At 73.1% G+C, this 13,713-nt stretch carries 13 protein-coding genes; 6 read left to right on the forward strand and 7 right to left on the reverse strand.

Features of this window, described 5'->3' with window-relative positions:
• Positions 1-64: 64 nt before the first annotated feature.
• Both ACFYOU_RS04910 and mshA read right to left on the reverse strand, forming a co-directional pair.
• The gene (locus ACFYOU_RS04910) at positions 65-592 is read right to left on the reverse strand and encodes a YbjN domain-containing protein (RefSeq protein WP_391303647.1); all 528 of its coding nucleotides are present in this window, start codon (positions 590-592) and stop codon (positions 65-67) included.
• Between the two features lie 109 nt (positions 593-701).
• Positions 702-2,060, reverse strand: coding sequence for a D-inositol-3-phosphate glycosyltransferase (mshA, locus tag ACFYOU_RS04915; protein ID WP_389767675.1), 1,359 nt, complete (start codon positions 2,058-2,060; stop codon positions 702-704).
• 305 nt (positions 2,061-2,365) lie between these two features.
• Here mshA and ACFYOU_RS04920 point away from each other — a divergent pair, with 305 nt between their 5' ends.
• From ACFYOU_RS04920 to ACFYOU_RS04930, 3 genes are all read left to right on the forward strand, one after another.
• Complete coding sequence (locus ACFYOU_RS04920) at positions 2,366-3,154, forward strand: class I SAM-dependent methyltransferase (RefSeq protein WP_391303649.1); 789 nt, start codon at positions 2,366-2,368, stop codon at positions 3,152-3,154.
• Between the two features lie 404 nt (positions 3,155-3,558).
• On the forward strand, positions 3,559-4,656 hold the full coding sequence (locus ACFYOU_RS04925) for an NlpC/P60 family protein (RefSeq protein ID WP_391303651.1): 1,098 nt from the start codon (positions 3,559-3,561) through the stop codon (positions 4,654-4,656).
• Positions 4,657-5,053: 397 nt separating this feature from the next.
• The gene (locus ACFYOU_RS04930; protein ID WP_391303653.1) at positions 5,054-6,412 is read left to right on the forward strand and encodes a SpoIIE family protein phosphatase; all 1,359 of its coding nucleotides are present in this window, start codon (positions 5,054-5,056) and stop codon (positions 6,410-6,412) included.
• Positions 6,413-6,457: 45 nt separating this feature from the next.
• Here the strand turns inward: ACFYOU_RS04930 and ACFYOU_RS04935 are convergent, their stop codons facing one another.
• From ACFYOU_RS04935 to ACFYOU_RS04950, 4 genes are all read right to left on the reverse strand, one after another.
• On the reverse strand, positions 6,458-6,793 hold the full coding sequence (locus ACFYOU_RS04935) for a DUF2516 family protein (RefSeq protein WP_389767852.1): 336 nt from the start codon (positions 6,791-6,793) through the stop codon (positions 6,458-6,460).
• A gap of 194 nt (positions 6,794-6,987) precedes the next feature.
• Positions 6,988-7,653, reverse strand: a complete 666-nt coding sequence (locus ACFYOU_RS04940) for a hypothetical protein (protein ID WP_389767683.1) — start codon at positions 7,651-7,653, stop codon at positions 6,988-6,990.
• A gap of 67 nt (positions 7,654-7,720) precedes the next feature.
• A complete protein-coding gene (locus ACFYOU_RS04945) occupies positions 7,721-8,203 on the reverse strand; it encodes a helix-turn-helix domain-containing protein (protein ID WP_391303656.1) in 483 nt (160 codons plus the stop codon).
• A 162-nt stretch (positions 8,204-8,365) separates the two neighbouring features.
• A complete protein-coding gene (locus ACFYOU_RS04950; protein WP_391303658.1) occupies positions 8,366-9,103 on the reverse strand; it encodes a helix-turn-helix domain-containing protein in 738 nt (245 codons plus the stop codon).
• 224 nt (positions 9,104-9,327) lie between these two features.
• On the opposite strand from ACFYOU_RS04950, the gene ACFYOU_RS04955 reads away from it, so the two are divergent.
• Entirely contained in the window at positions 9,328-9,999 is a 672-nt protein-coding gene (locus tag ACFYOU_RS04955) for a DUF4097 family beta strand repeat-containing protein (protein ID WP_391303659.1), read from the forward strand.
• Positions 10,000-10,086: 87 nt separating this feature from the next.
• Entirely contained in the window at positions 10,087-11,202 is a 1,116-nt protein-coding gene (locus tag ACFYOU_RS04960) for a serine hydrolase (RefSeq protein ID WP_391303661.1), read from the forward strand.
• A 246-nt stretch (positions 11,203-11,448) separates the two neighbouring features.
• Here the strand turns inward: ACFYOU_RS04960 and ACFYOU_RS04965 are convergent, their stop codons facing one another.
• The gene (locus ACFYOU_RS04965; protein ID WP_391303663.1) at positions 11,449-12,120 is read right to left on the reverse strand and encodes an SUMF1/EgtB/PvdO family nonheme iron enzyme; all 672 of its coding nucleotides are present in this window, start codon (positions 12,118-12,120) and stop codon (positions 11,449-11,451) included.
• A 344-nt stretch (positions 12,121-12,464) separates the two neighbouring features.
• On the opposite strand from ACFYOU_RS04965, the gene ACFYOU_RS04970 reads away from it, so the two are divergent.
• Entirely contained in the window at positions 12,465-13,703 is a 1,239-nt protein-coding gene (locus ACFYOU_RS04970; protein ID WP_391303665.1) for a hypothetical protein, read from the forward strand.
• The last annotated feature ends 10 nt before the right edge of the window (positions 13,704-13,713 follow it).

Raw genomic sequence — 13,713 nt, forward strand, 5'->3', positions numbered from 1 at the left:
CAGTGGTGTTCCGGCGCCCTGTTCCAGGCGGTCGCGGAGGGGGGTCCTCGCAGGTCGGGCGGGGTTACGCGGGGGCGTCCGGGGTGGTGGGGGACGGGGTGTCGGGGGTGGTGTCGCGGGTGAGGTGGGTGAACGCGTCGAGGTTGCGGGTGGACTCGCCGCGGGACACGCGCCAGGCGTACTCCCGGCGGATGGAGGTGGCGAAACCGAGTTCCAGCAGGGTGTTGAAGGCGCCGTCCGACGCTTCGAGCACGGAGCCGAGGACGCGGTCGACCTCGGCGGGCGTGACCGCGTCGAGGGGGAGCCGGCCGACCAGGTAGACGTCCCCGAGCGGGTCCAGCGCGAACGCCACGCCGTACAGCTTGAGGTTGCGCTCCAGGACCCAGCGGTACACGCGCTCCGCGTTCTCGTCGGGGTGGCGCACGACGAACGCGTTCAGCGACAGGGTGTGCTCGCCGACGATCAGGGACACCGTGGTGAAGAGCTTGCGGGTACCGGGCAGCTTCGCCACGTAGGCGCCCGGTTCGGGGCTCTCCCACTCGATCCCCGACTCGGTCAGCACCCGCTCGATGATCACCGCCGCCTCAGCCATGCGGCGAGCCTACGGGACGGTCCCGTACGCGGCGGCGGGCCGCCGTTGTGGCGCGCGCCACGCGTACGTCATGCCTGCCGCACTCCCCCGGCGCGCGCCGGAGGCGCGGTCAGCCGTGGTGGGTGCGGGCCCCGCGGCGGTACTCGTGGAGCGCGGCGGTGTAGACGTCGGCCGTCGCGGAGGCCGCCGCGTCCCAGCCGAAGGACTCCGCGTGCCGGGCCGCCGCGGCGCCCATCCGGAACGACATCGCCGGATCGTCGGCGTACGCACCCAGGACGCGGGCGTAGTCGACCGGGTCGTGGCCGTCGACGAGGTGGCCGGTGACCCCGTCCCGTACCGCGACGGGCAGCCCGCCGACCCGGGCCGCGAGCACCGGCGTGCCGGTCGCCTGCGCCTCGATCGCGACGAGGCCGAACGACTCGCTGTGCGAGGGCATCACCAGGACGGAGGCGGCCCGGAACCAGTCCGCCAACTCGTCCTGGCCGACCGGCGGTCTGAAGCGCACGACGTCGGTGATGCCGAGGCGCGCGGCGAGCTTCTGGAGGCCCTCGGGCTTGGCGAGCCCGCTGCCGCTGGGGCCGCCGACGACGGGGACGACGAGCCGTCCGCGCAGCCCGGGCCGCTCGGCCAGCAGGACGGCGACCGCGCGGAGCAGCACGTCAGGGGCCTTCAGGGGCTGGATGCGGCCCGCGAACAGCGGCACCAGGGCGTTCGGCGGCAGCCCCAGGCGGGCGCGGGCGGCGAGCCGTCCGTCCGCGGGACGGAACCGTTCGAGGTTGACGCCCGGGTGCACGACCGCGACCTTGTCGGGCACGGCCTCGTAGTGGCCGACCAGTTCGTCGGCCTCCTCGCGGGTGTTCGCGATGAGCCGGTCGGAGGCGCGCACGATCTGGGTCTCGCCGATGATCCGGGCGGCCGGTTCGGGGGTGTCGCCGTCGGCGAGGCAGGCGTTCTTGACCTTCGCCATGGTGTGCATGGCGTGCACCAGGGGGACGCCCCAGCGTTCGGCGGCCAGCCAGCCGACGTGTCCGGACAGCCAGTAGTGCGAGTGGACCAGGTCGTAGTGGTCGGGGCGGTGCCGGGCCCACGCCTGCATGGTGCCGTGGGTGAACGCGCACAGTTGCGCGGGCAGGTCCTCCTTGGCGAGGCCCTCGTAGGGGCCGGCGTCGACGTGCCGCACCAGGACGCCGGGCGCCAGCTCCACCGTGGGCGGCAGGCCGCCGGTGGTGGCGCGGGTGAAGATCTCCACCTCGATGCCGATCGCGGCCAGCCGCTTCGCCAGCTCCACGATGTAGACGTTCATGCCGCCCGCGTCGCCCGTGCCGGGCTGGTGCAGCGGCGAGGTGTGCACGCTGAGCATCGCGATGCGGCGCGGTCTGCGGAGGGTGCCCGGCAGGCGCAGCCGGGAGGAGGGACGGGGTGGGGAAGCGGTGGATCGTCGCCCGAGCCTGCTGACGTAGTGGCTCACGAAGCGGTCCTCCTCGCGGCTGCATCCGGTCGTCGTGCGGGGCCTTCGCCGCCCGGCTCCGTCGTCGGTGCGGGTCCGGACCTCGCGGTTCCGTGTCCCTGCGACCGCGGTGGCATGCCTGCGGGAGGGCGCGGCCTACCCTCCGGAGCCCTGCAACACCGAAGGACACCGTTCCCTTCCCATTTTGCACAACTATTACGTTGCCTTCGTCAACCGTGCAGGTCAGGGTCCTCCGGCTGATCCACGGACCGGCCGGGCGACGGGGTCGGCGCGGTGTGCGGCCCCGGCTGGATACCCTCGGGGGCATGCCCTCCCGACCCGTGGGAACGGTGACCCGCGGGACCACCCATCCGAACCGGCTGCGCCGTATGGACCGCTGGATCACCGCCGCCCACGCCCCCGCCCTGCGCCGCGCGGACGACCCCGTCGCCGTCGACCTCGGCTACGGGGCCGCGCCCTGGACCGCCGTCGAGCTGCTGCACCGGCTGCGCACCGTCGCGCCCCGCGCCCGGGTGGTCGGGGTGGAGATCGACCCGGCGCGGGTGGCGGCGGCCCGGCCGTACGCGCGTGCGGGGCTGGAGTTCCGGCACGGCGGCTTCGAGGTGCCGTTGCCGGGTCGCCCGGTGCTGATCCGGGCGGCGAACGTGTTGCGGCAGTACGACGAGTCCGAGGTGCCCGGGGTGTGGGCGCGGCTGTGCGCCCGGCTCGCGCCGGAGGGGGTGCTGGTCGAGGGCACCTGCGATGAGATCGGCCGGCGGCACGTGTGGGTGACGCTCGGGCCCGAGGGGCCCCGGACGGTGACCTTCGCGACGCGGCTCGCCTCCCTGGAGCGCCCCTCGGACCTCGCCGAACGCCTGCCCAAGGCGCTGATCCACCGCAACGTGCCGGGCGAGCCGGTGCACGCGTTCCTCCGGGACTTCGACCGGGCGTGGGCGGCTGCGGCGCCCTACGCCTCGTACGGGGCGCGGCAGCGGTGGATGCGGGCGGTGCGGGACCTCCGGGCGGGCGGTTGGCCCGTGGTGGACGGTCCGAAGCGGTGGCGGCAGGGCGAAGTGACGCTGCGGTGGGAGGCGTTGGCCCCGGCGGTGCGGTGAGCCGGGGGCGCCGCCGAGGTGGGTGCGGTCCGTCGCCACGGGGGCCGCGGCCGGGCGTCCCCCCGACACGACCCGCCCGGAACGGTGTCCGCACCTCCCGTCACCCAGCGGGGGCACCTCACGCGTTCGGGTGAACACGCGTGCGACCGCTCCGGGTCGGGAACGAACGTACGGACCCGATCGTCATTCGGATCGGAGCGGAACGGACGGGCCGGTCGGCGGATGCGCCGGCCAGCCGATGTACGGGGCGCCGTCGCGCGGTCGCGTGGGTGGTGCGCTCGTGCGGTACGCGTGCGGGGCGGGTACGGGTACGGGTACGGGGCCGAACGGGCGCGGGAGTCCGTTGGTTCGGGTGGGGCACGGGCGGGGCACGGGTGGTACCGGGGAGCGGAGGGGGAGAACGGATGCGCGTACGGCGGATTCTGACGATCGTGGTCGTGGCGGTGGCCTGCGCGGTGAGCCTGCTGTCGGTTCCCCGTGCCGCTTCGGCAGCGCCCACGCCCCTCCCCCAGCCGCCCACCTCGGGCACCTCGGGCACCTCGGGGTCGGGCACCCCCCGGACGGGCGCCGATCGGCTGGAGGACGTCCGGGACCGGCTGGACCGCCTCTACCGGGAGGCGGCAGCGGCCACCGACGCCTACAACGCGGCCGAGGAGTCCGCCGCCGAGCAGTCCAGGACGATCGCCGACCTCGCCGAGAAGATCGCGGACGGCGAGGAGCGGTTGGAGGGCCTGCGGAACCGCGCGGGGGCCGCCGCCCGCGCCCAGTACCGCTCGGGCGGCGTCCCCGACGAGGCGAGGCTGGTGCTCAGCGACGACCCCGGGCACTTCCTCGACGGCGCCGGGCGCGTCCTGGCGGGCCAGCGCGCCACCAAGGGGCTGATCACCCAGCTCACCCGGACCCAGGAGGACTTGCGGATCTACGCGAAGGACGCCACCGCGAACCAGGAGGAGTTGGAGGAGACCCGGGGCGAGAAGGACGCGGCGCGCAAGAAGGTCGAGCGCAAGCTCGCCGATGCGGAGGAGTTGGAGAAGTCCCTCGCCGCGGAGGAGCTGGAACGGCTGCGGGGGCTGGAGGAGGACGACCAGCGAGCGGCCCAGGACGCCTGGCTCGGCTCCGGGGTCCTGAAGGGGAGCGGGACGGACGGCAGCGCCGGGGCCCGGGCCGCCATCGCCTACGCGGAGGACCAGCTCGGCCTGCCCTACGAGTGGGGCGCCGAGGGCCCCGACTCCTTCGACTGTTCCGGCCTCACCCAACAGGCGTGGGCCGCCGCCGGGGTACCGATACCCCGCACCTCACAACAGCAGTGGCAATCGCTGCGGCGGGTGTCCGAGGCGGACCTCCAGCCGGGGGACCTGATCATCTACCACTCCGACGCCAGCCACGTGGCCCTGTACATAGGGGACGGCTCGATCATCCACTCACCGCGCCCCGGCCGCTCCGTCACGGTGGCCGGCGCGGGTTCCATGCCGATACTGGGCGTGGTCCGGCCGGAGGGCTGACCCGAGCAGGCCCCAAACCGACCCGACCGAGCCGACCCGCCGCCCCGCAGCGTGCAGGCCCCGCCCACCGCAGGTCAGAGCCTCCGCCCGAACGCGAGGGGCCCGGCCCGCCATCTGGAGCCGGCCGGCCGGAGGTCCGTATGCGCCACGTGACGTACGGCACGTCCGGGCCGGGACTCAACCCGGGCGGCGTGACGTTCGTCATTCCGTGCGGACACCCTGACGGTGGCCCGCTGTCCAATTGCGGGAGGGGATGCGGCATATGACGATGGCCGATTGCCCAGCAGCTTCGGATACCTCGTTCCCCTGCGCCGCCGCATACCGCTATGGTCCCCGTCTGGCGGTGCGTCGTTCGACGCCCCGCCGCGCCCTCGGGGGGAGGGAAGGAATCCAGACGATGCCCGCACCCGTACCGCGGCAGAGAGCGATACCGGCCGTGGAGAACGGCCCGGACGGCCCGAACGACACCACGGCGCCCGCGTCCGCAGCCACGACCGCAGTCGCCGCGTCCGCCCCGGCCACCGCGACCACGCAGGCCCGGGCGGTGACCGACCGCACCGGCACCGCGACCGGCGGCGGCCTCAGCCTGCTGGTGATCGAGGACGACCCCGCGGGTTCCCTCGGCATCCCCGACCTACTGGACGCCGCCGGGAAGCCCATCCGCATCCGCACCGCCCGCAACCTCACCGAGGCCGAGCGGCTGCTCACCGACGACGTGCACTGCATCCTGCTGGACCTCGCCCTGACCCTCCCGCCGGGCGGCGGCGCGGACAAGCCCGACGAGCTGGCCTCGCTCAAGCACGTGCTGCGCCTGGCGCCCCGGCACGCCGTGCTGGCCCTCACCACCTCCGGTGACGCCGAGCGCGGCGCCGAAGCGGTCCGCGTCGGCGCCCAGGACTACCTGTTCCGCGACGAGCTCGACGCCCGGCTGCTGAGCCGCGCCATCCGGTACGCCGTGGAGCGCAAGCGCGCGGACGCCGCACAGCGCAAACTGACCGAGTCCCGGATGCGGGCCCAGGAGAACGCCCGCCTGGAGCGCGGACTGCTCCCCAAGCCGCTGCTGGACGGGGCCAGGCTCAGCTTCGCGGCCAGTTATCTGCCCGGCCGCTCCCGCGCCCTGCTCGGCGGCGACTTCTACGACGCGGTGCGCACGCCCGACGGCACCGTGCACGCGATGATCGGCGACGTCTGCGGACACGGACCGGACGAGGCCGCGCTCGGCGTCGAGCTCCGCATCGCCTGGCGGGCCCTGACCCTGGCCGGACTGTGCGGGGACGAACTGCTCTCCACGCTCCAGCAGGTCCTGGAACACGAGCGGGCCGACGAGGAGATCTTCGCGACCCTCTGCACGGTCGACATCGCCCCCGACGGCCGCCACGCGGGCCTGTGCCTCGCGGGCCACCCCGCACCCCTGGTGGTCCGCCCCGGACGGCTCGCGGAACTCCTCCCGTACGAGAGCGGGGGCCCCGCGCTGGGCCTGCTGCCCCGCGCCCGCTGGCCGCGGCGCCAGGTGGACCTGGGCGGCACCTGGAGCCTGATGCTCTACACGGACGGACTGATCGAGGGACGCATCGGCTCCGGGACCCAGCGGCTCGGGCAGGACGGCATGGTGGAACTCGTCCGCCGTCAGCTCGCCGACGGCCGGCGCGGGGAGGAACTGCTCGAAGCGACCGTGAACGAGGTCCGGGACCTCAACGGCGGGGACCTCACGGACGACGTGGCCGTGGTGCTCCTGGACCGGGAGCCCGGGCACTGAGCACCCGCGTCATCGTCGCCCGTGGGCGGCTCCAGCGGGGACGGGTCACCGGCCGCCGTTGTAGGGGCCGTACGGGCCGTCGCTGCTGCTGCCCCCGCGACGGCCACCGCCGCCGGAGACCGCCCGGAGCGCGGGGCGCACGTCCACGAAGAACACGATCGTCGCGATCAGTCCCGCGATCTGGAGGAACATGATCGGGACCAGCAGGTTCACCGCGACGGTGATGCCCAGCAGGATCAGCCAGAACATCTTGTTCTGCTTGTTCGCGGCGCGGTAGGCGTCCTCGCGGGCGATCGCGGCCATCACCAGGGCCACCGCGGCCATGACGAGCATGGCCATGTAGATCAGCAACAACACATCGCTGAATCCGGCTCGCAGCACAGCGTCCACCACCCGTGTCGAATCGTCCCTACGTCGCCACCGTACCCGCTGAACGGGCCGGGCACGCGAATCGTGCCCGGCCCATTGTCCGACCCCTGCGGCGCCACGGGCGAAGGCCCCTGCGGCGCCCCGCGCGGTGGGCGGTGCGGCGGGCGGCGCGGAATCCCGACGGCCGCCGCGGTGCCCGCTCCTACCTACTCGGCGGGCGGAGTGTTCTTCTTCGCCGCCGGCTTACGGACGGGAGTCTTCTTCGCGACCGGCTTGCCCGCCGGGGCGGCGCCCTCCGGGCCCGCGGCGGAGTCCCGGGCGCCGCTCTGCGCGGAGTCCTGGGCCGGCACCGTCCGGGAGGCCGGCCGGGTGCCGGACGCGGACCGGGCGCGGCTCTTCGGTGCGGGGGCGGGCGCCGGCTCGGGCTCGACGGCTCCGGCCAGGTCGACGATCTCCTCCGCGGCCTCGCCCCGCCAGGTGCGCACGGTCTGCTCGCCGTGCTCGGCGACCTTCTCGTACGTCTCACGGGCCTTGATCGCGTACTCGGCGGCGACGCCGACGCCGCGCAGCGCGAGGTCCTGGGCGGAGTCGCCGAGCTTCTTGAAGTCCCCGTCGAGCGCGGTGATGAACTCGTTGACCTTCGTCTGAACGGTCTCCTGGACCTCCCGGGCCCGGGCGCTCGCCTTGTCCTGCACGGCCTTCGGGTCGGCGTTGCGGACCGCCTCGATGCGCCCGGGGGCCTCGGCGCGCAGCTGCTCGACGAGTCCCGGGACCTTCTTGGCCTGCTGGAACGCCAGGTCGGCCGTACCGGCGGCGAAGTAGAGGGGGGTGGGGTCGGAGAGGGTCTTGCGCAGGTCGTCGGTGATGGCCATGGTCAGCGGTCCTCCTGGATCACGTCGTTCAGGTGCGTCGTGGGTCTGCGGCGGTCGGCGTGCGCGGTCACTGGGGCTGCGCGGGTGCGGCTCCGCTTCCGGCTCCCGTTCCGGCTTCGCTTCCGGTTCCGTCGTCGTCGGCCGGGCGGGGTCCGGATATCGCGCCGTCCGCACCCGCCCGCGAGGGGCCGGTAGCCGGCGCATCGGTGCCGTTCTCCTTGCGGAAGGACTCGTAGATCTGGAGCAGCACCTGTTTCTGCTGCTCGTTGATCGAGGGGTCGCCGAGGATGACGGCCCGCGTCTCCAGCTCGTCCCGTTCCCGCTCGTCGAGGATCCCGGCGCGGACGTACAGGGTCTCCGCGGAGATCCGCAGCGCCTTCGCGACCTGCTGCAACACCTCGGCGGACGGCTTGCGCAGCCCGCGTTCGATCTGGCTCAGATAGGGGTTCGAGACGCCGGCGGCCTCGGCGAGCTGCCGCAGGGACAGTTGCGCGGTGCGCCGCTGTTCGCGGAGGTACTCGCCGAGGTTGCCGACGTTGAGCGATGCCATGCCCCTACCGTGCACCCTCGCGCTAACAATTGCAAGCGCATTGCTAGCAAAAGGCCGCGGCGGGCTCGCGCAGCACGCGAATGCGGCCGACCGGGCAGGCGGGCGCTCCTCGGCGTTCGGGCGCCCGCCTGCACTGACGACCAGCTAGCCGTAAGAGGCGGCCTAGGGGGCGCCGTCGGAGGTCCCGCCGGGCGTCGTGTGGAGGATCTCGCGGGCCTGGTCGGCGGCGCGGGCGATGCTCTCGGAGACGAAGTCCACGTAGCGGGCGATGTTCTCCAGGCGCGTGGCGGCCGGGGTGTCGGGGCCGAGGACGCCGACGCCCTGCCGGGCGATGTCGCCCAGGTGGGCGGTGGCCCGGGCGCTGGCCATCGTGGACTGGTACATGACGTCGTCGTCGACGACGTAGCGCTCACGGCGGTGGTCGTCGCGTTCGCGGCGGATCAGGCCCTGGCCGCCGAGGAACGTGACCGCTTTGGAGACGGACGCGGGGCTGATCCGGAGGCGTCCGGCGAGTTCGGAGGCGGTGAGGCTGCCCGCGTCGGTGGTGTAGAGGCTGGCCAGGACCCGGGCCGTCATCCTGGGCAGGCCCGACTGCATGAAGACGGTGGCGAACATCTCCTCGTACTCGCGCACCGCTTCGGCGTCGCGCCCGTGGGCCTGCGGGGGCGTGCCGGGGTCCGGGGCCGTCGTGGTCTTCTTGCGGCGGTGGGCGCGGCGTTCGGTGGCGCGGTGGGCGAGGTCCGCACGGTAGGCGGCGGGGCCGCCGTTGCGCATGACCTCGCGGGTGACGGTCGAGGTCGGGCGGTCCAGCCCTCTGGCGATCTCCGCGTAGGAGAGGTCGTCGGCCAGTCCCAGCGCGATCCGCTGGCGTTCCTGCTGGGTGAGTCGGCCTCCTGGCATCGCACTCTCCTCCGTGATCGTCCGTGGGCTCCCCACAGTAGCGTTCACTTTCGATCTATTGCAACGTGACACAGCTTGATCGTTGCGTTGCAACTCTCCCCATTGCAATGAATTCACCGCTCTGAGCTGCGATTATGCCGACCCATCGCAACGACATGATTGCCGGATCTGGAAATGCAACGTAGCTTTTCCCTCATCGGAAACAGCAACGGAAGGGCAGTACGATGCAGAAGTTCGACACCCCCACCCCGGTCACCGTCATCCTGGACGTCCCCGCCGGCGACATCCGTCTCATCGCCGCCGACCGCGCCGACACCACCGTCGAGGTCCTCCCCAAGAACCCGTCCACGGGCCGCGACGCGAAGGCCGCGGAGCGCACGGAGGTCGTCTACGGCGACAACGTCCTGCGGATCACCGCCCCGCAGGCGGACAACCAGGTCTTCGGCCCCTCCGGATCCGTCGAGGTCACGGTCCAACTGCCCGCGGGATCCCACGTCGAGGCGAACGCGGCCCTCGCCGGGCTGCGGGGCGTCGGACGGCTCGGCGACGTCACCTTCGAGACCGCTCAGGGCACGGTCGAGCTCGACGAGGCCGCGAGCGTCCGGCTGACCCTCCAGTCGGGCGACGTCACGGTCGGCCGTCTGGGCGGCGACGCGGACATCAGCACCCAGAAGGGCGACCTCCGCGTCGACGAGGCCGTGCGCGGCACGGTCACGCTGCGCACCGAGCACGGCGAGATCTCCGTCGCCGCCGCCCGTGGGGTCTCCGCCTCCCTGGACGCCGGCACCTCCTACGGCCGGATCCACAACACGCTCCGGAACGCCGACGGCACCGACGCCGCCCTCACCGTCCACGCCACCACCGCCTACGGCGACATCAGCGCGCGCAGCCTCTGACGCGGACACACACCCCGCGCCGATCCGGCCCGTTCACCCGCACTCTCCCCACCGCACTCCCCCCTCAGACCTGAAGGAGCACCCACCATGTCCCTCACCCTTGGCGACCAGGACCGTCCCGAGCTGCGGAAGCTCATCGAGGGGATGATCGAGTCCGGCTTCACCGGTGTGACGATGCGCCTGCACGACGAACAGGGCGAATGGGTCGGCAGCGCCGGGGCCCGCGAGCTGGGCGGGACCGAGAAGCCCCCGGTGGACGGGTACGTCCGGATAGGCAGCAACACCAAGACCTTCACCGCGGCCCTGGTGCTGCGGCTGGTGGCCGAAGGCGCGATCGAGCTGGACGCCCCGGCCGCCGACCACCTGCCCGGGTTCGGGCTGGACCCGCGGATCACGGTGCGGATGCTGCTGCGGCACACCAGCGGGGTGTTCAACTTCACCGGCGAGTACCACGCCGACGGGACCTTCACCCCGGGGATCCCCGCCACGAACACGGGCCAGGAGTGGGTGGACAAGCGGTTCACGGCCTACCAGCCGGAGGAACTGGTGCGACTGGCCCTGTCCCGGCCCGCGCGGTTCGAGCCGGGAACGGGCTGGAGCTACTCCAACACCAACTACGTCCTGCTCAGGCTGCTGGTCGAGAAGGCCACCGGCCGCTCCTTCGCCGGGGAGATGCGGCGACTGGTCCTGGAGCCGCTCGGACTGTCGGACACCCTGGTGCCGGACGGCGACCCGGAGCTGCCCGAGCCGCACGCCCGCGCCTACTACCGGTACGAGGACGCCGGGCGGACGGAGACCGTCGACGTCACCCGGCACGACCCCTCCTGGATCTCGACCGGCGGAGACATGATCTCCACCACCCGGGACCTCCACACGTTCATCTCCTCGCTGCTGAGCGGCAAGCTGCTGCCCGCCGCGCTGCTGGCCGAGATGTGCGAGCCGCACCCCGAGACCGGTTACGGCCTGGGCCTGTTCGTCCAGCAGGCGAGCGGGAACGGCGGCACCATCATCACCCACAACGGCGGCGTGGCGGGCCACGGAGCGCTGATGTACAGCACGGCCGACGGCAGCAAGACCCTGATCGCCGCGCTGAACTACGTGGACGACGCCGCGCTGTCCCTCGCCGAGGCGTTCCAGAAGGCCGTGGCACAGCTCGTCGAGGAGGTGTTCGGCGGCCAGGACACCCCGCCGGCCGAGCGGTGATCCTCATGGGGACAGCGGGCGGCAGCGGCCGTCCGCGCTCACTGGGCGGGCCGGCCCCTTCGGAGCGGCGACTCTGACAGCGCGGCGGCACCTCGGGACCAGTGGCCGCCGGAGATCGCGGTTGCGCAGGGACGTGCCGAGGGGAGGGCGGGTGCGGTGGCCAACCCGGGTCCAGGCTCGGCGCCTTGGCCTGCTGCCGGTCCATCGGGCTCCAGGTCCCGCAAGGTCTTCGGCTGACGGCGCCCGTCAGGGCGCGAGGGAGCGTGCGAGGCGGAACCCCACGTCGTCGACCCGGAAGGTCGGGTGGCTGCGGCGCCGCGCGGAGGCCCGGCAGCTCCAGTGTTCGTCGAACCAGCCGCCGCCGCGCAGCACCCGGTAGTCGCCGTAGACCTCGGCGTCGTAGACGTCCCAGCACCAGTCCCAGACGTTCCCGAGCATGTCGTGGAAGCCCCACGGGTTGGGCCGTTTGCCACCCGCGTCGTGGATCTGCTCCCGGGAGTTGCCGCGGTACCAGGCGATCTCGTCGAGGGGTCCGTAGTGGGGTCCGGTCGTACCGGCCCGGCAGGCGTGTTCCCACTCGGCTTCGGTCGGCAGCCGGTACCCGTCCGCGGACGGGTCCCACTCGATGCCTTCACCGTCGGCGTGGAGGTGGTAGGCGGACGCGAACCCGTCGCGTCGGGACAGGGCGTTGCAGAACCGGACCGCGTCCCACCAGGAGACGCTCTCCACGGGCAGGTGAGCCCCCTGGGCGGTGCTCGGTCGCACCTCGGTGACCTGCTCGTACAGGGCCTGAGTGACGGGGAGCGCCGCGAGTTCGTAGGGCGCGAGCTCTACCGGCCAGCTGCGCCGCGTCCGCCGGTCCGACAGCGTTACCCGCCCCGACGGGACGGCGATCATCGTTCCTGCGCTCGCGTCCATGGACGGATGATCGCACCGGTGACCGCGACCGACGCGCTCGGGGCGTCAACCGGCCGCGGCCCCCCGTCCGTTACCCGTCGCCACGGGATGCCGGTGTGTCCGCCCGGAACGGCAGCGGAACGGCGACCTGCCGGGTCCGCATCGCCCGGTGGATGTCGACGCGGGCCCGCTCGTCCGCGGCGGACGGCGCCGTGCGCCACGGAGGGCCGGGCCACGGGCCACCGGCCGGTCCGATGCGGACTGGGTACGCTCCCTCACCGATGCGATGCCAGGCAGAGGGCAGGGGGGCGGCGGGCAGGGGCCCCGACAGCGTCCCGTCAGATCAGGGGAGTTCGGAGAATCACATGCACCGTGCCGTCGAGGGGTTCGAGGGTGTCGAAAGGTACGAGGGATTCCGTACCGCGGTTCCAGAGTCGGAGGGGTGGGAGGCGTGGCTGGCGTACGCGGACGTGCTGACCGCGGCGGGTGACGCCCGGGGAGAGGCGATCCGGTGCGAGCACCGCTGCGAGACCGGCGGTGGGGACGCGCAGGCGTTGGCCTCGGCGTACGGGCGGGTGGAGCGGCAGTGGGGGCTCGACGGTCTGCGGGCGGACGGTTCCTGGCGGTTCACCTGGTCCCGCGGCTTCATCGACAAAGCTGCGTTCCGGCTCGCGACGGAGGGCCGGTCGCGACGTGGAGCACTGGTCGAACGGCTCCTCGCCGACCTGCCCCACACCGGGAGCGACGATGCGGCCGATCCCGAGCAGTGGGAAGGGGCCCTGATCGACGTCCTGTTGTCGCACCCGGCCAGCCGCCTGCTGCGCGGGCTGGAGCTGCACCTCACCGACTACCACCACTCCGCCGAGCGCGCCGTGCTCGCCCTGTCCCGTCAGCAGCGGCCCCGGCTCGCGACCCTGCACTTCGGCCACGGCTTCGACCTGCTCCTCGCACTGCACACCACGTCGACGGGGGACCGGGTCGAACCCGCGAAGTACCTGCACGCCGCGGTGGTCCCCGCTCAGGCGGGAACCGCACTGTGGGAGGCGCTGCCCGCCCTGCGCACCCTGGAGCTCGAAGGCGCGTTCCTGTTCGACGACGTGGAACACGCGACCCTGACGCACCTACGGACCCGGGGCGCCGTCCTCTCGGACGGCTCCCTGTTCGCGTTCTCGACTCCGGGCCTGGTCTCCCTGGAGGTGGAGATCGGGCCGGACGTCCACGGTGTCGTACCGCCGAACGCGATCCTCGACGACCTGGAGGCGTCCCGGTACCCGCGGCTGCGGAGCCTGGACCTGAGCGGGGCGTGCTTCGACCCGGACGGCGCGGGCGACTTCGTCGTGCTCGCCGGGTCCTCGGTCCTCCCCCAGCTCGAAGAGCTGAGCATCCGGGAGCTGGTGATCGAGGACACGGACGCGGAGCGGGAGCCGTTGGCCGTCCTCGCCGAACTGGCCCCCCGGTTCGCCCACCTCGATCTACGGGTGTGGGGTGACGTCCTCGTCGAGGGCGCCGACGAACGGGAGGTCGACCGGATGCTCTCCGCCCTCGGGCTGGGTCAGGACACCGACACCGACACCAGGACCGACACCGGGACTTCGGCCGGCTGATGCGTGGCCA

The organism is Streptomyces sp. NPDC005955 (assembly GCF_042871255.1).
Taxonomy (GTDB): Bacteria; Actinomycetota; Actinomycetes; order Streptomycetales; family Streptomycetaceae; genus Streptomyces.

What these genes read in the sequence shown, in the direction of transcription:
- ACFYOU_RS04970 (WP_391303665.1), top strand. Translation starts at nt 12,465, where the DNA reads ATGCACCGTGCCGTCGAGGGGTTCGAGGGTGTCGAAAGGTACGAGGGA.
- ACFYOU_RS04965 (WP_391303663.1), bottom strand. Translation starts at nt 12,120, where the DNA reads ATGGACGCGAGCGCAGGAACGATGATCGCCGTCCCGTCGGGGCGGGTA.
- ACFYOU_RS04950 (WP_391303658.1), bottom strand. Translation starts at nt 9,103, where the DNA reads ATGCCAGGAGGCCGACTCACCCAGCAGGAACGCCAGCGGATCGCGCTG.
- ACFYOU_RS04910 (WP_391303647.1), bottom strand. Translation starts at nt 592, where the DNA reads ATGGCTGAGGCGGCGGTGATCATCGAGCGGGTGCTGACCGAGTCGGGG.
- ACFYOU_RS04925 (WP_391303651.1), top strand. Translation starts at nt 3,559, where the DNA reads ATGCGCGTACGGCGGATTCTGACGATCGTGGTCGTGGCGGTGGCCTGC.
- ACFYOU_RS04930 (WP_391303653.1), top strand. Translation starts at nt 5,054, where the DNA reads ATGCCCGCACCCGTACCGCGGCAGAGAGCGATACCGGCCGTGGAGAAC.
- ACFYOU_RS04955 (WP_391303659.1), top strand. Translation starts at nt 9,328, where the DNA reads ATGCAGAAGTTCGACACCCCCACCCCGGTCACCGTCATCCTGGACGTC.
- ACFYOU_RS04945 (WP_391303656.1), bottom strand. Translation starts at nt 8,203, where the DNA reads ATGGCATCGCTCAACGTCGGCAACCTCGGCGAGTACCTCCGCGAACAG.
- ACFYOU_RS04920 (WP_391303649.1), top strand. Translation starts at nt 2,366, where the DNA reads ATGCCCTCCCGACCCGTGGGAACGGTGACCCGCGGGACCACCCATCCG.
- ACFYOU_RS04940 (WP_389767683.1), bottom strand. Translation starts at nt 7,653, where the DNA reads ATGGCCATCACCGACGACCTGCGCAAGACCCTCTCCGACCCCACCCCC.
- ACFYOU_RS04960 (WP_391303661.1), top strand. Translation starts at nt 10,087, where the DNA reads ATGTCCCTCACCCTTGGCGACCAGGACCGTCCCGAGCTGCGGAAGCTC.